Below are 19,856 nucleotides of genomic sequence, written 5' to 3'. Positions count from 1 at the left end.
ACAATTACGTTCTTTTCTTCAGCATACGCCCGCTTCAGGAACGCTCAAGCGGATGTTTTACGGCCTTTCATTCGAGTCAGTCGAATCATTCAGCGCGCATTCGCTCACCACGGCCTGTTTCAGTGCGGCGGCCATCGCATGAGCCGCTGGCCCTGCCCGGTCTCGGTCGCGAAAAATCATCTGAATCGGCACTTCACGAATACCGCCCGCGGGTAGTGGCAGCGGCTTTAATTGCCCGCTGTTTAACTCCTCCGCAATTCGTGTTTCCGGCATCCAGGCAAACCCCAAGCCACGCCTTAGCATATCCAGTGAGGTATTGAGGTGGCTGACGGTCCAACGCTGCTCGGCTTTCAACCAGCCAGCATTGGTTGATTGGCGCAGCGCTGAATCACGCACCACCAACTGCCGATACTGGGCTAGATCGCGTAGATCCAACGAGCGGCCCAATTGATGTAGCGCATGCTGGGGATGCGCCACGGCAACAAAGCGCACCGTGACCAACGGCTCGCCCAAGAAGCCCTGCGCCTCAATGCCGGAGACTACCAAGTCTGCGCGGCCATCATAGAGCATCTCAATGCCGCCATTGAGAACACTCTCGTGCAACTGAACGCGCACCTGCGGGTACGTTTCAGAGAATCGCTCTAGCGCTTTAGCTTGAGCAGCAGCGGGAAACACCTGATCGATTGCCACTACCACTTCCGCTTCTAAACCAGCGGCTAGCCGGGTGGCGACATCTTCAAGTGACGCTGCGCTCTCTATTAATTGACGCGCGCGCCGAAGCAGCAGCTCGCCCGCTTCGGTTAACCGTACTTGTCGGCCAATAGGCTCCAGCACCTGCACGCCTAGCTGCTCTTCTAATTTATGAACGGCATGGTTCAGCGTGGAGGGGCTTTTATGTACCGCCTCTGCCGCACGCGCAAATCCACCGTGGTCAACCACGGCGGCCAACATTTGCCATTGTGAAAGTGTTACCCGGGACATTTCGATTTCCTCAACGCAATACAGCGAAACAATGCGCTTAATGTTCGAAAAAACATGGCTAGAATGCCAGGAAACAGCTAACACTTTCCGCCCATGCTTACAAAATGCTTGAGATTAACTGCTGGTCGCAGGTAAAAAAGCACGTTATTTCTATCCAGCGGGAAAATATTTGACACAGATTATTTAGTTAGCACGCTTCACTGGTTACATTTGTTAGCAAACGCTGTTTATAAATAGTAATCTCTGTCTGTTAGTGCTATTTTTGTATTTAATTACGCTTTATGTATAGATATACAGTCTATGCACCCCTGCCTTCATGGGGTATGGTTTCCGGGTTTATTCGCTTAATAGTTACTTTTAATCACGAACTCGGCGGTCCATTTACCCATGTTGCGAATCCTCCATTCGCTGCCCCGTACGCACAAATTATTACTGTTACCCGTGGCCACAATGGTCACCGTGCTGGGCACACAAAAGTTATTGACGACATACCAAGATTTAACTCAACTAAACACACCGCTTGAAAGCGTGCTAGTACCGCTCCCAAGCGACTCTACTCCGGGTGTCCCTTCCCTGCATCAAGAACGCACCCGGTAGCAGATGCGATCGATCGCGCCTCGCGCGCCCTCGACGCGACCCGCGAAAATATCCCCCTCAGTGAACTCACCGCAACCGAGATCGTTGATCTTGACGTCATTGCCAGCGCAGAGGCCGACATGGCGAACCAGCCGGCTTTGGGCGGCGACGTCACGGTACCGAATACCGCAGCACTGGAAAGCGGTGGTCTCGATGACGGTGCGCTGCATATGGCAATTGTGCTAGGCACATTGGCTAGCGGCATGCTGGATAATAATGTAGACAACAGCTCTTCCGTCGAAATTGCCGACGCTACCTCTTATGAGGATTATGGCGTTGAGCTATTCGATGATATCTCCTTTCTGGATTTAGAGCTGGCAGCTGAAGAGCCCTTTGTACCTGAGTGGGAAACCCACATTGTTGAATCCGGCGAAACTTTTGCCGTACTGGCACAAAACGAATTAGGCCTAGGCTATAGCGAAGTGATGGCTCTGCTGGAGGATTTACCTGACCCGCGCATGCTAACCAATTGGCGCGCCGGGCACAGCTTTGATTATCAGCTGGATGAAGATGGGCGTTTATTGTCGCTACGCATGATGAAAAACACCCGTGACGGCATACTGCTGGAGAAGGACGCAGACCACTTCGCCATCACCACGATTGAACGCCAAGGAGAACCTGTTCAGCGCCTCTATGCCGGTAGCGTCAGCGGTAGCTTTGCGCGCTCCGCCCAGGCGACAGGTTTGAACAGCGGCTCGGTAACAGAACTGACGAAACTACTCGAAAAGAAACTCGATTTTCGGCGTGACAGCCGCCGCGGCGATCGTTTCCAGGTACTGGTCGAGTCAGACATGATCGATGGTGAAACTTTAGATTCCCGTGTATTGGCTGTTCATTACAACGGCGAACGCATGGACTTAACCGTTGTGCGTAATGCCAGCGACGATAACTTCTATACACCTGAGGGTGGTAGCCTGGATCCTGCCTTTGCGCGCCACCCGTTTGAAGGCAACTACCGTTTAAGCTCCAGCTTCAATCCGCGCCGTAAGCATCCAGTAACCGGCCGCACTAGCCCGCATAACGGTACCGATTTTGCTATGCCGATTGGCACGCCGGTAACGGCTCCCGCTAACGGTGTTGTGGAACGAGTGAGCAACCATCGCGCCGCAGGACGCTATGTCGTCATCCGTCATGACAATGGCTACCGGACGCGCTACCTGCACCTCTCCCGGCCGCTGGTGAAGCAAGGTGAACGTGTAACAATGGGCGAGCGTATCGCGCTATCAGGCAATACAGGCCGCAGCACCGGCCCTCACCTGCACTACGAAGTCATCGTCAACAACTCACCGGTCAATGCGATGACGGTTCCCCTACCCGAAAACACCAGCTTGAGCGGCGATACGCTTATTGCGTTCCAGAATCAGGCAGCACCCATATTGGCGGCGCTGGAAAGCGGCGAAACAGGCCCGGTTAGCGTGGCTAATTATCGGCAGGAGAGCGACGACTAGCGACCGCTATATAGCTACCGTGTACTCAAACGCAAAACACCGCCACTGGGCGGTGTTTTGCGTTGGCTTACGTATTTTCAACTGTCTAGACTGACCGCTGCAGCGCGGCCAGTAGCGTTGCATCCCGGCGGTAGATATCAGGTCTAAACTCCACCTCGCCTTCGGCATTTGGCCACGCGGTCAAATAATGCAGCGCAATGGGAATACGCTGAGATAAGCTCACATTGCGATCACTCCCTCCTTTTAACAGCGTACTCATTTGATAACGACTGCCGGTGTCTTGCAGCAGCATTTGCGCCAGCTCAGTCACACCTTCAACCCGAATACAGCCTGAACTAAGTGCACGCTGATCACGCCGGAACAATCCACGCGCGGGGTATCGTGCAAATAGATCATTTCATCGTTGGGAAACCGTACCACGACGCGACCTAGCGGGTTACCTGTACCCGCTACCTGACGCAACATAACGCCGCCAGGACGCTGCCAGTCGATCTCCTCCGCAGCAAGCGGTTCGCCCATGGGGCTAATCACCTGGATGTTTTTACGCGCCAAGTAGTCGATATCGGCACGCACCTGGGGCAACACATCCTCGCGCATGATCGTCGGCGGATTGTCCAGGAAGGATTAATGGTTAAATGGCTGATCGTAGAGTGGATAATCGGCGTCTCGCGCCGCGGGGTTCCTACCACCACACGAGCGTCCCAGTGCTGGCCGTTAGGGCGCACGTAGTGCATCCGGTAGCCTGCAATATCAACCCATACTCGTGGCTCAGCAGATTGCATCGGACGGATCCACCGCGCGCGCTCTAAATTGACCCGCAGTTGGTCGATTCGCGACGCCACTGAGGTGTTCAACGCCAAGCGAGTTTGTTCGCCCACTACACCATCTTCCTGCAGCAAATGACGGCGCTGGAAACGCCTCACCGCGGCTTCCAGCGGTGCATCAAAGGCACGCCGATTCGACCCGGCTTGTACACCGATTAATGGATAGGCGCTGCTATCCGCCACCTGTAACTCAGCCTCTCCCATAGTGCCAGGCGCTGGCGCAGCACGCTCACATCGTCGGCTTCATCGCCTGGCCGCAACGACTCTTCCCGCGCAGCCAAGTAGGGCACGCTGCCCAGGTTAGCCAGCTGATAATGCTGCTTCAAGGCATCGCGCAGTTGCTGATATTCAGCAGACGAGGGCCGAGCCAGCGCGATCGCGTTATCAAGCGAGCGGTCATCGACGGCATGCACCACACGCAGCAGTGAGTAGCGACGTTCAGGGCGCGGCGCATCCCACTGGGTTCGACATCGCGCGGGTTCACCTTACCGCGCTCTAAATGATCCAGCGCCAGCAGCAACGCTCGAGTTGCTTTAATATCAAACGACGCCTGAGCGGCTTGACTGCTTGCCTGACTGCGCTGGAACTCATCAATCAGTGTATCAGCGTGGTAATCCTCGGGTGTTAGACCATCGGTTTCCAAGCTATTCAACGCAGCCACCAGTGACTCAACCGCCACGGCTGCCTGCCAGGCGGGCTGCCCATCGCGCAGTTGATAAAACTCAGCAACGGGTAGCCGCTGCACCTCCACCGCGCTTAATTGCTGGGCTAACGCCTGTTGTAACGGCGCTGAATCCGCATTCGCATAGCTAATGCCTAAAGGGCTGTGGGTAAGCGTGAGACAAAGAGCGACCCCTATCGCCCATTGTCTTAGTGGCTGTATCTCGTTCATCGCCCTCTCCTTGCGTTACTATAGTCTTCCACATCGCCGACCCTGTTTTTTATATTAGTCGGCTAATCTTTATAATGACTTATATTGCTCGTAGGATCGACTTTTATGGCTCTTCGTTTAAATGTTGCCACGTTATTATTTCTCTCCCTTTTACATTATTTACATTACCGCTCCACGCTGCCAGTTTCTTCGCCCAAGTTGATTCAACGCCACCTCGCGGCATACTGCCTTTACACCATCAGTTGCTGCAGCTCGCCCCCCAGGCCTCGCCCGATGCGCTGCGTTTAGCCGCCCAAGCGCTTAACTGCGCCGAGCCTAATGCCGAGCGCTTGGCAGTGATCGATTACTCGCTGCCATCTACCGAGCCGCGCTTGTGGGTATTTGATTTGCGCCAGCATAAGCTACTCTTCGAAGAGCTGGTCTCCCACGGCCAGGGGTCTGGCGACGCCCAAGCAGAGACGTTTTCCAATACCCCCGATAGCCATCAATCCAGCATTGGCCTATTTCGCACTATGAACAGCTACTATGGGCGCAACGGCTATTCACTGCGCCTGGAGGGTCTGGAACCCAACGTCAATGACTTGGCGTTTGAGCGCGCTATTGTGATCCACGGCGCGGACTATGTAAGCGACGCCTTTATCACCCAAACGGGGCGGCTCGGTCGCAGCCATGGCTGCCCGGCGGTACGCGAAGACGTCACTTACCCGCTGATCGACAGTCTAAAAGAGGATCAGTATGTGTTCGCTTATTATCCCGATGCCGAGTGGCTGGCCACCTCCGCGTTTTTAGGCTGCACGGCCACCGCCGCACAGCTAGCCCGGCGCTAATGTTACCCAGAATCTTAATGAGGGAACGTTAACAACCTCAGCCTTACAGGCAATCAGTAGCTGAATTTTATCATTTTCGGCCGCTAAATCAGGCGCACAGGGGAACCCTCTGCAATACTTTGTGACAAATTAACACAAAATATTGCTATCTGCCGTAGGTGTCTCTGCCATGTTCACCTTTATGCACCCGTACCAAAAAATTCGCCGCCTGGAACAGGAAGTTGCCGAGTTACGCACTCAGCTTGACGCTGCTACCCCCTCCCCCAGTTGCCGATTATTGAGCCTGATGAAACCGGCACAATCCATCGGCATGCTGCAGGCGAGAGGCGCGGATATGCTGGCTTCTCTCAATAGTGGCATACAGGAGTACGCGGATCAGCTTGCCGGCGAGCGGGCCACCCTAACGGAAACGGTTAATTTAATTGCCACCGCTGAACAGGCGGTCAGTAGCCTTGACCAACGTTGCCACGACACTGAACGTACCGAAGCGTTACCCCCATTAGTGTTAGCTAAAACTCTGCACGCCTTAAGCCAGCTACAGGTCGCTCTCGCCCGTAGTGCAGGCCACGCCCAGGCGTTAGCGGTAAGTACGGCCCTTGAAACGGCCCATAGCCAAGGTCTGCTTGGCAGCACCGATGCCGCTAGCCAGCAATCTCCAGGATTGGCAGCCATTGCAGACGATGTCCACCGCTTAGCGTTGACTATGCACAGCTTGAGCCATCAGCTCAGCCTACTGATGGAGCAAATTAATAGCCAGGTAAGAGAACACTCGCAGGCCGTAGTGAAAAAATGTCTGGCCGACGAGGAGATTACCCATTCCGCGCAAGCAGCCAAGCAGGCAGTGCATCAGCTTGCTGACCAAGCTCAGCATATGCACAAGGTGATTCATCACAATGCCACCGCTGCGTTTTTACACTCCGCGAAGCTTGATCATGCGGTGTGGAAGTGTCGGCTTTATAAGCAGCTCCTCTCTGCCAACACAGACACTCCCCTAGAAGACCATCACCAATGCCGTTTAGGGCGCTGGCATCAACATGGAGAAGGTCACCAACGTTACGCCCGCACTGAGGCCTATCGAGCGCTGGCGGCACCCCATCGCCGTATGCATGACAGTGGCGCGGAAGCACTTAAGTTTGCCCGCCTGGGCGACCGCAATGGTCAACTGGCCGCCTTGGGAGTCATGGAAGAAGCCAGCCAGCAGCTCGCCCTGCAGTTGGACAACCTCATGGAGCACGCCATGTATGAGGCGCCCTATTCAACCAATCATCACTCACCGCTTGCGGCGCACCTTAAATAGCCGTTGTACGCTAAATAGCCTTTCGTCTTATCTAGCCGCCTATGCCATGCTGGTTGCAATAAAACCACTTTCCTCACCAGCAGCAATGGGAAAAAGCATATGGCACAGGTCAAAAAGCTAGATCTCGCGTTACAAGGCGGTGGCGCCCACGGGGCTTATACCTGGGGTGTCATTGATCGCCTACTGGCAGATGACCGCATTGAGATTGAGGGCATCAGCGGCACCAGCGCCGGGGCAATGAATGGCGTGGTAATGGCCGATGCGCTCACAAGAGGCGATAAAGAGACCGCTCGGCAAGCACTGCACGACTTTTGGCAAGCGGTGAGTCGCGCGGGTATGGCCAGCCCCATCCGCCGCTCTCCCTTGGACATATTGACCGGCAACTGGAGCCTGGATCACTCGCCCGGTTTTATTGCGATGGACCTATTAAGCCGTGTGGCCTCCCCCTACCAACTCAACCCACTCAATATAAATCCGCTGCGCGATATCGTGGCCGAACATATTGATTTCGAGCGGGTTAGGCAATGCCAACAGCTTAAGCTGTTTGTCGCGGCCACTAACGTACGCACGGGTAAACAGCGGGTGTTCCGCCGTGAAGAGATGAGCGTTGACGCGGTGATGGCCTCCGCTTGCTTGCCCTTTATATTCCAAGCAGTGGAGATCGACGGCGAAGCGTATTGGGATGGTGGCTACATGGGTAACCCCGCCCTGTTTCCTCTCATGGAGGAGTGCAGCGCACGGGATATTCTGCTGATACAAATCAACCCAATCAGCCGTAACGAAGTCCCCACCTCGGCATCGGCCATTATGAATCGCCTCAACGAGATCACCTTTAACTCAGCACTGATTAAAGAGATCCGTATGATTGCGCTGCTTAAGCATACCCTCGATGAGCAAGGCATTGAAAACTGCTACCAGCAGGCGTTGTTCCACCGCATTAGCGGCGAGCAGGCACTTGAGGGCCTCTCTGTCTCCAGCAAATCCAATTCTGAGTGGCCTTTTCTATGCCATCTTTTCGAGCAGGGACAAGCTGCCGCTGAACGTTGGTTAAGCGAACACTTTGAAGCGATTGGTAGCCACTCCACACTGGATATTGATGCCGTCTATTTACATGAATAATGGCTGCACGTTCAGTCCGCCCATTGCACCCTTCTAGCACCAAGATGCCGCAAAATCGGCGTTGCATGCCCAATCATGCAGCATAGACTTGATCACTCATCTCTAACACGCACAACAAAAAATAAATTAAGATATTGATTTTTAGCAATAAATATTCAACTGGCAAACTACCTGCATAACTCCTACCAGTGGTGGTAGGCGTGGACCAGGCCCAGTCGGGTACGAGTGCGTCGAACCTGACCTTCAACGGTGAAGGCATGTTCTCGTCAATTGTTTGCGTAACGCGCTAACTTGTTTGCGTTGCGTAGCGACTAACTCGTTTTATGCCCCGTGAGGCCATCCCATGGACATACGCAACAAAGCCAACCGCATTCGGCTGCTTAACTTCTCGACTCCTCAGATGCGCGCTTTCCACTTTTCATGGTTCGCGTTTCATATCTGTTTTCTTCGGCTGGTTCGGCATCGCCCCTCTTATGGCGATTGTTCGAGAAGACCTTTCACTGACTCAAACACAAATCGGCAATACGATTATCGCTTCGGTAGCGATTACGGTAATTGTGCGCCTTGCAATTGGCGTACTGTGTGACCGCATCGGCCCGCGTAAAACCTATACCGGGCTACTGATATTAGGCGCTATTCCGGTGATGGGCATTGGCTTGGCCGATAGCTTTGAAACCTTTCTATTGGCGCGCTTAGCCATTGGGGCCATTGGTGCCTCCTTCGTGATTACCCAGTACCACACCTCGATGATGTTCGCCCCAATGTGGTCGGCACTGCCAACGCTACTAGCGCAGGTTGGGGAAACCTGGGTGGTGGCACCACGCAGATACTGATGCCACTAATCTTCTCGGGCATGCTGATGCTGGGCGTTAACGAAGCCTTTGGCTGGCGTTTAGCGATGATGGTGCCTGGTGTAGTGATGTTCTTTACCGGCATTGGCTACTGGTTCTTTACCCAGGATGCCCCCAACGGCAACTTCAGCGACCTGCGCGCACGCGGCGAATTGCCTGAAGCTTCAGGAGAAAATGGTGCCGCGCAAAGCTTTCTAGCCGCCGCCAAGGATATTCGTGTTTGGGCGCTGTTCGTTGTCTATGGCCTCTGCTTTGGCGTGGAACTGACGATCAACAATATTGCCGCCATCTACTTCTTTGATAAGTTTGATCTTACCCTGGCCACCGCGGGTCTGATTGCCGGTCTGTTTGGTTTAATGAATATTTTTGCGCGTACTTTAGGCGGCGTCTTCTCGGATCTTTTCGCTAAGCAAGGGGGCTTGAAAGGACGCGTTCGCTGGCTGTTTATTGCCTTGGTTTGCGAAGGTATTGCGTTGGTAGCGTTTTCGCAGATGCACGTATTAAGCCTAGCGATAGGTATCATGCTGGTGTTCAGCCTGTTTGTGCAGATGGCGGAAGGCGCTACTTTTGGCGTGGTGCCGTTTATCAACAAAAAGGCGCTGGGTGCCGTGGCGGGCATAGTCGGCGCTGGCGGTAATGTGGGCGCGGTAGGCGCTGCCTTTCTGTTCCGCAGCGAAAGCCTGACCTATCAGCAAGGTCTGTTCTATTTAGGCCTCACTGTACTGATCCTGGCTTCATGTGTGTTGGTGGTACGCTTTAGCGATGCTACCGAAGCAGAAGAGGCCAAAGCGTATAGCGACGCAGTAGGTGATGATGTAGGCGCGGGCGCTCTGTCGTTACGCTAAGCGCTTTCCAGTACACTCATACTTCCATAACGTTCCTGTTCACTCCCATACGCTTCGGCATGGTATGGGAGAATAACGGTATGGGAGTGTTCACATTTAGGCGGCGAGTCACCAAGGAAATTTCTATGTCTTCAGCGCAGCAACTGCTCTTAACCGCCATCCGTTGCGATATCGACAACCTTACCCACCTTGCCACCACCGCCGATATTGTCGGCGACATCAGCCGCTTTATTCATATGCTCCAGCGTGAACGGGGCGCATCGACGATTTACCTTGTTTCCCAGGGGCAGCGCTTCAAAACCCGCCGCGACACCTACCGGCAACACAGTCAGCAGGCCGAAACACTAATGCGCCAACGGCTGGAAGCGCTCAGTGAGGAGGCCCGCCCCAGGCCGCCGCGCGCTTACTGCGCCGGATTGCCGCCGTCTGGTACGCGCTTGACGAACTTGGCGCGCTTCGTCAGGCCATTGATACCTTTGCTATCACCCCCGATGCAGCGACCCAGGCGTTTAACCAGTTGACCAGTGGCCTACTAGCCATTGTGTTTGAGGCCGCAGATACCTCTATCGATCCCGATATTACCCGCACGCTAGTAGCGATTTTCCACTTAATGCAAGGCAAAGAGCTGGCGGGCCAGGAGCGCGCCTGCGGCGCCTTTGGCTTTACCCATGGCCACTTCGACGAGCCCCATCGCGCGCTGCTCAATCAACTCATGGCAGATCAACAGCGCTGCTTCGACACCTTTGTAGAGTTTGCGACACCCGAAGCGCAGCAGGCATGGCAGAAGGAGCTTTCACCGCGCACGCTGTCGGGTATTTGCCATCTGCGCGATATCGCCTGCCAGCGCTCGTCGGCAAAACAATCACCACCCAAAGAGACACCCGATAAGCTGGGAAACCTGGTATGAACTCACCACGCTGCGCATCGACTCAATGAAAACGGTTGAAGATGCGCTGATTGAACAACTGAGCATGCTCTGCCACCGCAAAATCGGCCAGGCTGAGGAGGCTTTAGAAAAAGCCAAGGCACAGCCCTGCCACCCTACACCCGCCCCCTGCGAGCAGCTGCTGGCGCTGAATGGAGCGCAACCATTAGGTGACCTGACCGCCAACGCTCTCACCTCCCCCCTGGGCCGCTCGCTGATCGAGCTCACCCAAGCCCAGGCCAGCCGCTTACAAGGGCTCAGCGATGAGCTTGAAAATACCCGCAAAGCGCTACGAGAACGCAAACTGATTGAACGCGCCAAAGGTCTCATCATGGCCCACCAGGAGATGAACGAAGAGGAGGCCTACCGCTTTCTGCGGAAAACCTCAATGGATCAAAGCAAAAGCATGGCAGATATGGCTCAAGCGATACTGGATCTCTCAGCGATGCTAAAACGCAACGATGCTAAAACATAAAGTAGATGGGCTCCTCGTTAGCAGTCAGTTAGCAGCACAATACCAAGCTGCTTAAGCCTATATTTGCAGGATGCTGTCACCTTAGCCATGCTAAAAGCTCACTTGACTGACCAAGCAAGGAGCGCACCCCATGCAACACCGCGTGCTATTAATTACCGGCGCATCTAGCGGCATCGGTGCGGCCACCGCTCGCGCAGCTGCACGTGAAGGCTATAAGTTAGTACTCGCTGCACGTTCTAGCGACAAGCTCACCGCACTGGCGCAAGAGCTGGGGCCGGAAAACGTACTGACCTGTGAGCTGGACGTGACTAACATGGAACAGCAGCAGGCCATGGTTGAGCAGGCGCTGGAAACCTTTGGCCGCCTGGATGGCGTCTTTGCCAACGCTGGCCGTGGCGGTTCACCCGGCGGCTTTAGTGAAGCCGACCACGACGCATGGCGTGAGATGATTCTCACCAATATCTATGGAGTGGGCCTCACTATTCAAGCCTGTTTGCCCGCCCTTAAACGCAGCAAAGGCCATGTATTGCTCACCGGCTCAGCGGCAGGCCGCACGACTATTCCAGGCTCGATGTATAGCGCGACCAAGTGGGCGGTCACCGGAATTGGCTACAACTTACGTGAAGAGTTACGTGGCACCGGCATGCGTGTGACGCTAATTGAACCTGGAATGGTCGACACCCCCTTTTTTGATGAGCCGCCAACTCATGCCTTAGAAGATCGCGATATCGCCAATGCGGTAATTTACGCACTAGCGCAACCTGCCCATGTAGATGTGAATGAAATTCTTATTCGCCCCACTCCACCTTTAAGTGAGGAGTGAGGAGCCAACGAACCTGTATATCCGCCACCTGGATAGTCGACACCTTGCAATTCATCTGCAATGGCCGCATAACGTGTAATTACCAAGCGCGCTAAGTAATTTTTCACCCGACGCGCCCACGAATTAATTTGCAGGTGATCCATGAGCCAACTCGCTTCCACGGCACTTTCCGTTCTTGATCTGGCACCTATTCGCCAGGGCGGCAGTGCCGCAGAGACCTTTCGCGATAGTGTTGCCCTGGCGCAATTAACCGAGCGGCTAGGCTATACCCGTTACTGGCTTGCCGAGCACCACAATATTGCCGGTATCGCCAGTGCCGCAACCGCCGTGTTGATTGGTCATATAGCCGGGCAAACGTCCACCATCCGCGTGGGTAGCGGCGGCATTATGCTGCCTAACCATCCACCGCTGGTGATTGCCGAGCAGTTCGGCACACTGGAAACGCTCTACCCTGGCCGTATTGATCTGGGATTAGGCCGTGCGCCTGGCTCGGATGGTGCCACCATGCAGGCTATGCGCCGCAACGCCCACGCCGGGGTCGATGATTTTCCACAACTGCTGAATGAGCTGCGCAGCTACTTAGCCGATGCAGAGCCCCAGCAGCGAGTGAAAGCGGTGCCTGGCCAAGGTACCCATGTGCCTATTTGGTTGCTGGGTTCCAGCGGTTACAGCGCGCAGCTGGCAGCCAAACTGGGCTTACCTTCGCGTTTGCGGCTCAGTTCGCGCCGGGCTATTTATTTGAAGCGCTGCGTTTGTACCGTGATAACTTCCGCCCTTCGGAGCACCTGGATAAGCCCCATGCGATGGTCGGCCTTCCCGTGATGGCCGCAGAGAGTGACGCGATGGCTCACTACCTGGCCACGACAGCGCAGCAGAAGTTTTTAAACCTTATTCGCGGCAAGCCGACTCAGTCACAACCGCCGGTTGAGCAGTTGGATTGGTCGCCGATGGAACAGGCCCAAGTCAGCCAATTTTTAGGCGCGGCGATTATTGGTGGGCCCGAGACAGTTAAAGCCGAGCTTGAGGAATTCCAAACACGCACTGGTGCCGATGAACTAATGATTAATAGCGATTTTTACAACCACGCCGACCGTCTACGCAGCTACGAAATTGTGGCTGAGGTCGCCCGATAAGCACTTAGCTGCACAGGATAGTTATGACCACACTCGCTTTCTCTCCAATAACGGATGACGATTTTGCTGCTTTCTGGCCCACCTTCCAAGCCATTGTTGCAGCGCAAGAGACCTATGCGTTTGATCCCGATATCAGTTTTGAAGCTGCCCGTCAGTTATGGTGTAAAACGCCTAACGCCAGTGTGGTTGCCAAAGATGAAAACGGACAAGTGCTGGGCGCTTACTACTTAAAAACCAACGCGGCTGGCCCCGGCGATCATATATGTAACTGTGGTTATATGGTGCCCCCCGCCGCACGGGGCAAAGGCGTAGCGCGAGCCATGTGTGAGCACTCCCAGCAACAGGCCCGGGAACTAGGGTTTCTGGCCATGCAGTACAACGCCGTGGTGGCCACCAATGAGGTGGCTGTCGCGTTATGGCAGAAGCTTGGGTTTAGTATTGTGGGTACCGTTCCTAACGCCTACCGCCATGCGCGCTTCGGTTTTGTCGATACGCATGTGATGCATAAGACGCTTTAACAATCATCCATTTACCAAAGGGTTCTTTACCAGACGACTATTTACTAAGCAACTCTTTATCAAACAATTATTTTTCAAACAACTCTCAAACAAGTTTAAAAAAACATTTAATTATACGGCTTTATTATGATTTAGCATTTAACAATATAGAAAACTAACACCAACTTAATCAAATTATTATTTTAACGGAAAATTGATACCTTTTAAAACTCCTCATGCACCAATTCAGGTGCGGGGAGTATTAGGAGAAGTATCAATGCAAAACATATCAGTTAAGAGAGTGATTGCTGGCGCACTGATTGTGCTTTTAGCCATGCTTATCATTTTGGGTAGCATGGGTGTCATGGCAGAACGCGAAGGTGCACAGCTGCTGGCAGAAATTAATGAAATCAGTGCTCAACAAGCGAGTGCTGCTAACCGTGCAGAAACCAATCTAATGGAAGTGCGGGTCAGGCTAGAGCGCATGTCACAGCACTACCGCAATGGCAACGAAAGTTACGCTGAGCGGGCGCTGGGAGAAGCGCTGGTGAGCCTGGAGAAATCTGACCAGCGTATTGCAGAACTCACTCGCCTTGAACTCCCGATTGATTCCGAGCGTCGCCCACTAATCGATGCAATTGTCGATAGTTACCACCTTATTGTCACTGACACCTTAAGAAGTGATTTAGCCAACGAGCGCTATGAGACACTGGACGAATACCGTGATCCCATTAATCAGAAGTTCTCTGGCTTTAGCACTGCGATCAGTAATTTCAATGATTATGCATTGAGCAGAGGCAACCAAGTTCACTCGGAAGCGCAGCGCGACAGCGTCATTTTTGGTATCACCGTAGGCGTTCTCATTTTAACCGCGATTGTACTCTATATTGTGGTACAAATAATGATTAATCGGCTCGTCATCAGTCCCCTACAGCGGGCAGTCAGCATTTGCGAAAACATTGCAAAGGGGGATTTGACCAGCCATATCGATGCCCTAGGGCGTAACGAGATTGGCCGCCTTTATAGTGCCATGGAGGATATGCAGGAGCGCCTGGAAGAGATAATCGGTACGCTCAATCAAAGTAGCGAAGCCGTCGCCTCCAGCTCTACGCAAATTGCCAGCGGCAGCCAGGATCTCGCTTCGCGTACAGAGCAACAAGCCGCAGCTTTGCAGCAAACCGCCGCGAGTATGGATGAAATTTCATCGATTGTGCAGCAAAACGCAGATACTGCCGGTCAAGCACAGCAATTGACCCAGGACGCCGCGCAACAGGCGAATAGTGGTAAGCAGGCATCTGAACGCACCAGCCTACTGATGCGGGAATTAGAAGAGACCTCGCACAAAGTCCATGACATTATTCAGGTGATTGACTCAATCGCCTTTCAAACCAATATCCTGGCGTTGAATGCATCGGTAGAAGCTGCCCGGGCTGGCGAGCACGGTAGAGGCTTTGCGGTGGTGGCCAGCGAAGTTCGCTCCTTAGCCACCAAGACCTCCACCTCATCGAAAGAAATACGCACCATGATTGAAGATATCTCACAGCGTATTGTTGTCGGTGCGGAACAAGCAGCGAAAAATGGCCATGATATGGCGGAGATCAACGAAGCTATTCGTAAAGTGACGGAAATGATGCAAGAGCTTGCTCTCGCCGCAAAGGAGCAGGAGTCGGGCATTAGCCAAGTCAGCACAGCGGTATCCCAGATGGACTCGGCGACCCAGGAAAATGTATCGCTGGTTGAAGAGACCAGCACCGCGTCAGCCTCACTCCAGGATGAAGCTACTCGTTTGGCCGAGTTAGTCACGACCTTCAAACTTAAGCGCGTAACGCACGGTGGCTCGGAATCCCCCACCGCCTCTTCATCACCGCAGGCACTTGCAGCGTCTAACGCTTACTCAACTAGAAAACTGCCCAATGCCACACCTGATTGGGAAGTTTTTAATTCGTTTTGGCCAGCTTGACTGGCCCTTTTTCCATTGGTCTTCCGCTTCAGGTCATAAAAATTAGCGGCTCGTTAAATGCGAATATCGACATAATACATTTGCGGATGGCGCCCTGTATGCCGCTAAAAGCAAAGGCAAGCATCAGCAAGCGATTCACAAACCTTAGTCGCTCACGTCAAAACAGTGCTGCAACTGCTGCTCAGCGACGTCGCTGCCCATCGCCGTTAACTTAGCGATATTGCGCTCAGGAATCGCGTCGGTATCGCGTAAAACTCGATCGCCTTTTCAACACTCTCTTCACGTAGCAGATGCACCATGGCATAGGGAGAGCGATTGGTATAGGGCAGCGTCATCGGGCTCAGCCCCGTCGAAGCAGTAATCGGGATGAAAAGTAGCGAGCTGATAGACCCCTTCATATCCCTGATCGACCAAGATACTTTCGGCCAGCTCAACAAAATCCAGGTAGTGATCAAAGCTTTTAAAAAGCGTAGGAAATACCAGCAACGTCGTTTCAGTTTCAGGGTGTTCGTCCAGCCACGCTACCTCGACCATCAGCTCTTCAAGCGCCACTTCAATTTTTTTAGAGCGCACAACCTCAACGCGGATGGCTTCACGCGCTAGCTCCCGCTGAGCGAACGGGCAAATATCGTGGGCGACAATGAAGGTGCGCACCCAGTTCAGCGTTTGCGCGGCTACTTGGTCATCTGCGTGTTGGTTATCTGTGTGCATAGCACCCTCATGATCATGGTTAGGTCGGCGATGGCCGACGCTTTATGCGCAGCAGTTTACCAACTGTTCATGACCAACTACACGTGCTCTTGGTAGCGCTTCAGGGCGACTTCATAGGATTTATGGATATGGTCGTCCATTAATTCACGCGCTGCTTTAGCATCCCGCTGTAGCGCCAGCTCCACCAGCTGATGATGCTGCTCGTCCAGCTCTTGACGTATCGTCGGCATTTTTGGCCCCAAACGTCGGTAGCGATCGAACTGGTCGTGTAACTGCTCAATAAAACGCAATAACCAGACTGACCCACACGGCGCCACCAGGGTGCGGTGAAACTGTGTATGCAGATGCTCCCACTCTTCGCCTTTATCCAGGGTTATATCGGCCCGTTTCAGGCGATGTGCGGCGGCAAGCAAATCGGCCTCCCAAAGCGAGTCACCGTTAGCAATAGCTCGCTCTAGCGCCATCCCCTCCATTTCCAGGCGCATTTGGGCAATATCGTCCAGTTCATCCCGCGATAGCTTCGGCACCCGAAAGCCGCGCTGATTCTCCTGCACCAGCAACCCATAAGCCGCCAATCTATTGAGCGCTTCTCGCAGGGCTCAAACCGACTTGATAGCGCTCTTTGAGCGCATTGATAGCGAGCTTTTCACCGGCCACAAAACGCCCACCCACCAAATCCTTGCGTAAATGATCAAACACGCGACTTGATGCGGTACCCGCTGGCCCCACTGGCCCTACTGACTTGGCTGACGTAGGTAGAGAATTATTCATCACGATGTCCTTTGTTTATCTCAGTTCCCGCTGTCCATTCTGTTTTGACTGTTGACGTTGGGTCGGGCACTACCTATATTCTATTTTAGACAAGATAATCGATTTTTTAACCTACAAACGATAAATAAGGTCTAGGTATGCTTCTGATCTCCTCTTTGGCTTCGCGGGATATGCATCAATGACACCACCCGCCACCTCCTGGCAACTTTTCTGGGCCTTTTTCCGCATCGGCATCTTTGGTTTCGGTGGCGGCCCCGCCATGATCCCATTAGTGCGCGCCGAGGTCGTCACCCGTCACCATTGGTTAACCGATGAAGAGTTTGCCGATGTACTGGCGATTGGTAATACCTTACCCGGCCCCATTGCCACCAAGATGCCCGGCTATATTGGCTATCGTGTAGGTGGAGTCGTCGGCTGTATTGCGGCCGTCATTGCTATTATCGTCCCGATGATTGTGGCGATGATTGTCATGTTAGGCATTTTCAGCCGTTACCGTGATGTGGCTTGGATTCGCGGCATGGGCCAAGCCGTGGTGCCGGTGGTCATGGTGATGATGGCGCAGCTCACATGGGACTTTTTTGATAAATCCCAGGCCGCTCTTGGCTGGCTGGTCAGCATTGCCATGGCCATCATTGCCGCCGGGCTGATCTACTGGCTTGGCATTCACCCAGGCTGGGTGATTGGCGCCATTCTACTTGCCGCCCTCCTGCGCCCTGCCGGTAAGAAAAAAGCGGAGGGAGCGGCATGATTTATTGGGATCTCTTCCTAGCCTTTTTTATCCCAAACATTATCGGCTATGGCGGCGGCCCGGCCATTATTCCACTGATCGAAGCCGAAGTGGTTGGCCGTTATGGCTGGATGACCGCACAAACCTTCGCGGAAACATTAGCCCTCGGCAACGCATTACCTAGCCCTATCGCGACCAAAATGGCCGGCTATGTGGGCTATGAAGTAGCGGGTATTGGCGGTGCCTTCATTGCCGTAGCTGCCACAGTGATCCCTACGCTGCTACTCATGTTAGGCGCGTTAGGGTTGCTCTACCGTCATCGTGATTCCCCCCGGGTTAAGCGCATGAGCCAATGGGTGCGCCCAGTCATCGCCATGATGATGGCCTGGCTGACCTTGGGGTTTCTGCTCGAAAGCCTTAATACCAGCGGGGCGATTCATACCCTGATCATTGGCATAGTCGCCGCTATAGCACTGATTCGTTTTAACACGCACCCCGCCTTTGTGGTTATGGGCGCCCTGGTTTATGGAGGGCTTATTATTCCGTAAAGATAACTCAAACTTTACAAAAACTTATAAGTAACACCACTCAACACGCCAAAACTCACAACAATTCATGGATCAATGGGGTAAACAATGACACTTAAATCGCTATTCACTACCACCGCCTTAGCAGCAGCACTTTCTATACCCGCCTTTGCAACAGCTGCTGATAATTATCCTGAAAAGCCAATCGAATTTATTGTGCCCTGGGGGCCAGGTGGCGGCAGCGACTTGCTAATGCGTTTGGTAAGCAAACATCTTGAAACAGAGTTAGGCCAAGCGGTGCCTGTGATTAATATGCCTGGAGCAAGTGGAACGGTAGGACTGCGTGAAGCCTCACGCCGAGATAGCGATGGATACACTATTTCGCAAATACATGAAGGTTTGCTGATCGCGCACCATTCGGGGGTGACAGACCTCAACTGGGACGATTTTGATGTCGTTTCCATGATGACCAGCGATAACTCGGTCATCGTAGTAAATGCCGATACTGGTTGGGAAACACTCGAAGACATGCTCGAAGATGTCACCTCAAACCCAGGTGAGTATCGGATGGGCGTTACATTAGGTGGTATTCCACACTTATGGGCAGTGCAATTTGAAGAATCCACAGGCACTCAGTTTGGCTATGTGGGGTATGAAGGGACTGGAGAAAGGTTACGTGCGCTCGCGGGTGGGCATATCACAGTGGCTATAGAGGACTATTACTCAGCACGCGCCTTCGTAGAAAATGGCGATTTGAACGTGTTAGCAGCGGCTACTTCTGAACGCATTGAAGAACTACCTGATACACCCACACTTAAAGAACTGGGGCATGATCTTGAGTTTTTAGTTACTCGTGGGGTTGTTGTGCCCAAAGGAACACCCGAGTCGGTCGTTTCAACACTGGAAAGTGCGCTTAAAAATGTCGCTAATAGTGAAGGGTTTAAAACCGACATTGAGAATGTAGGCGGCACAGTGCGTTACCTTAACAGAGAAGACTATACCGCTTATTTAGAGCGTAATAACGAGTTCATTGAAAACAACGCCCACCTCCTTAATTAAGGTAACGTTGTGCTTTAGGAGGTTTTTATGGAGCGCAGAAGCGCAGAGACAGCTCTAATCCCGGCGTTACAAGTGCTGTCTTACCTTATCATCGCCCTCGGTGCTTTATTCATGGCCTTCAAGGCCGGCTCATTGCCGGCCTCTCGTTGGGAACCCATGAGTGCAGGTACTTTCCCACAAATTATCTTTTTCAGTATTGCAATTTTATGCGGCATGGCAGTTATCTTTGAACTCTCCAAACACGGCTTACCGCGTACAACCTTTTGCATTGCCTGGAGAAGACTAACCGCACTTAAAGCCGTCATCATCAACCTGGTGCTATTTACTGTGTATATGATAGCAATGCCTATTGCGGGATTTATTATCAGCACTTTTGTATATCTGCTTACTACACAGCTTTACCTAGCCCCCAGGAAGGCTACTACCGTAGCGATTGCCATCTTCGTCGCCATTCTCTTTTCTGCTGGGCCTTACTATTTATTTTCTGAGGCCTTCAACATCTATCTTCCTCGTGCTCAATGGTAACGT

Annotated in this window: 15 protein-coding genes and 5 pseudogenes; 16 read left to right on the top strand and 4 right to left on the bottom strand. The window is 53.2% G+C overall.

From position 1 onward, the window contains the following. Window positions 1–57: 57 nt before the first annotated feature. Window positions 58–981 carry a LysR family transcriptional regulator gene (locus FDY98_RS05400; protein WP_027959901.1) on the bottom strand — a complete coding sequence of 308 codons (924 nt, stop codon included), beginning with the start codon at window positions 979–981 and terminating at the stop codon, window positions 58–60. A gap of 605 nt (window positions 982–1,586) precedes the next feature. On the opposite strand from FDY98_RS05400, the gene FDY98_RS05395 reads away from it, so the two are divergent. Further along, complete coding sequence (locus FDY98_RS05395; protein WP_442907960.1) at window positions 1,587–3,065, top strand: peptidoglycan DD-metalloendopeptidase family protein; 1,479 nt, start codon at window positions 1,587–1,589, stop codon at window positions 3,063–3,065. 85 nt (window positions 3,066–3,150) lie between these two features. Here FDY98_RS05395 and FDY98_RS05390 read toward each other — a convergent pair. Continuing rightward, a pseudogene (locus FDY98_RS05390) lies at window positions 3,151–4,781 on the bottom strand (L,D-transpeptidase family protein). A 74-nt stretch (window positions 4,782–4,855) separates the two neighbouring features. Here FDY98_RS05390 and FDY98_RS05385 point away from each other — a divergent pair. The 11 genes and pseudogenes from FDY98_RS05385 (at window position 4,856) to FDY98_RS05345 (ending at window position 15,533) form a co-directional block, all read left to right on the top strand. Further along, complete coding sequence (locus FDY98_RS05385) at window positions 4,856–5,608, top strand: murein L,D-transpeptidase catalytic domain family protein (protein WP_155705710.1); 753 nt, start codon at window positions 4,856–4,858, stop codon at window positions 5,606–5,608. 169 nt (window positions 5,609–5,777) lie between these two features. Then, window positions 5,778–6,905: a CZB domain-containing protein gene (locus tag FDY98_RS05380; protein WP_196518154.1), complete on the top strand. Its 1,128-nt coding sequence runs from the start codon at window positions 5,778–5,780 to the stop codon at window positions 6,903–6,905. Between the two features lie 99 nt (window positions 6,906–7,004). Next, on the top strand, window positions 7,005–8,024 hold the full coding sequence (locus tag FDY98_RS05375; protein WP_009287178.1) for a patatin-like phospholipase family protein: 1,020 nt from the start codon (window positions 7,005–7,007) through the stop codon (window positions 8,022–8,024). 343 nt (window positions 8,025–8,367) lie between these two features. Beyond that, window positions 8,368–9,720: pseudogene (locus tag FDY98_RS05370) on the top strand (NarK family nitrate/nitrite MFS transporter). 125 nt (window positions 9,721–9,845) lie between these two features. Then, window positions 9,846–10,241: a nitrate- and nitrite sensing domain-containing protein gene (locus FDY98_RS27140; RefSeq protein ID WP_340146771.1), complete on the top strand. Its 396-nt coding sequence runs from the start codon at window positions 9,846–9,848 to the stop codon at window positions 10,239–10,241. Next, window positions 10,127–10,627 carry a nitrate- and nitrite sensing domain-containing protein gene (locus tag FDY98_RS27135; protein WP_340146856.1) on the top strand — a complete coding sequence of 167 codons (501 nt, stop codon included), beginning with the start codon at window positions 10,127–10,129 and terminating at the stop codon, window positions 10,625–10,627. The genes FDY98_RS27140 and FDY98_RS27135 overlap by 115 nt, the downstream gene beginning before the upstream one ends. Window positions 10,628–10,652: 25 nt before the next feature. Then, on the top strand, window positions 10,653–11,120 hold the full coding sequence (locus tag FDY98_RS27130; RefSeq protein WP_340146770.1) for an ANTAR domain-containing response regulator: 468 nt from the start codon (window positions 10,653–10,655) through the stop codon (window positions 11,118–11,120). Between the two features lie 130 nt (window positions 11,121–11,250). Beyond that, on the top strand, window positions 11,251–11,943 hold the full coding sequence (locus FDY98_RS05360) for an SDR family oxidoreductase (RefSeq protein ID WP_027959906.1): 693 nt from the start codon (window positions 11,251–11,253) through the stop codon (window positions 11,941–11,943). 141 nt (window positions 11,944–12,084) lie between these two features. After that, window positions 12,085–13,076: pseudogene (locus FDY98_RS05355) on the top strand (LLM class flavin-dependent oxidoreductase). 23 nt (window positions 13,077–13,099) lie between these two features. Continuing rightward, window positions 13,100–13,594 (top strand): GNAT family N-acetyltransferase, encoded by a 495-nt coding sequence (locus tag FDY98_RS05350; RefSeq protein ID WP_027959908.1) that lies wholly within the window; start codon window positions 13,100–13,102, stop codon window positions 13,592–13,594. Window positions 13,595–13,850: 256 nt separating this feature from the next. Further along, entirely contained in the window at window positions 13,851–15,533 is a 1,683-nt protein-coding gene (locus FDY98_RS05345; RefSeq protein ID WP_155705708.1) for a methyl-accepting chemotaxis protein, read from the top strand. A gap of 144 nt (window positions 15,534–15,677) precedes the next feature. On the opposite strand, the pseudogene FDY98_RS05340 reads toward FDY98_RS05345, so the two are convergent. Both FDY98_RS05340 and FDY98_RS05335 read right to left on the bottom strand, forming a co-directional pair. After that, window positions 15,678–16,244: pseudogene (locus FDY98_RS05340) on the bottom strand (DUF1415 domain-containing protein). A gap of 77 nt (window positions 16,245–16,321) precedes the next feature. Further along, window positions 16,322–17,015: pseudogene (locus FDY98_RS05335) on the bottom strand (GntR family transcriptional regulator). A 178-nt stretch (window positions 17,016–17,193) separates the two neighbouring features. On the opposite strand from FDY98_RS05335, the gene FDY98_RS05330 reads away from it, so the two are divergent. The 4 genes from FDY98_RS05330 to FDY98_RS05315 all read left to right on the top strand — a co-directional run bounded on the left by FDY98_RS05330 (window position 17,194) and on the right by FDY98_RS05315 (window position 19,853). Then, complete coding sequence (locus FDY98_RS05330) at window positions 17,194–17,763, top strand: chromate transporter (RefSeq protein ID WP_009287174.1); 570 nt, start codon at window positions 17,194–17,196, stop codon at window positions 17,761–17,763. Next, window positions 17,760–18,290 (top strand): chromate transporter, encoded by a 531-nt coding sequence (locus FDY98_RS05325; protein WP_027959912.1) that lies wholly within the window; start codon window positions 17,760–17,762, stop codon window positions 18,288–18,290. The genes FDY98_RS05330 and FDY98_RS05325 overlap by 4 nt, the downstream gene beginning before the upstream one ends. A gap of 87 nt (window positions 18,291–18,377) precedes the next feature. Continuing rightward, on the top strand, window positions 18,378–19,328 hold the full coding sequence (locus tag FDY98_RS05320; protein WP_027959913.1) for a Bug family tripartite tricarboxylate transporter substrate binding protein: 951 nt from the start codon (window positions 18,378–18,380) through the stop codon (window positions 19,326–19,328). 27 nt (window positions 19,329–19,355) lie between these two features. Next, the gene (locus FDY98_RS05315; RefSeq protein ID WP_027959914.1) at window positions 19,356–19,853 is read left to right on the top strand and encodes a tripartite tricarboxylate transporter TctB family protein; all 498 of its coding nucleotides are present in this window, start codon (window positions 19,356–19,358) and stop codon (window positions 19,851–19,853) included. The last annotated feature ends 3 nt before the right edge of the window (window positions 19,854–19,856 follow it).

It is taken from the genome of Halomonas sp. PA16-9 (assembly GCF_009728585.1).
In the GTDB taxonomy this organism is placed as follows: Bacteria; Pseudomonadota; Gammaproteobacteria; order Pseudomonadales; family Halomonadaceae; genus Vreelandella; species Vreelandella titanicae.
This window is presented reverse-complemented; position numbering and strand designations above follow the sequence as displayed.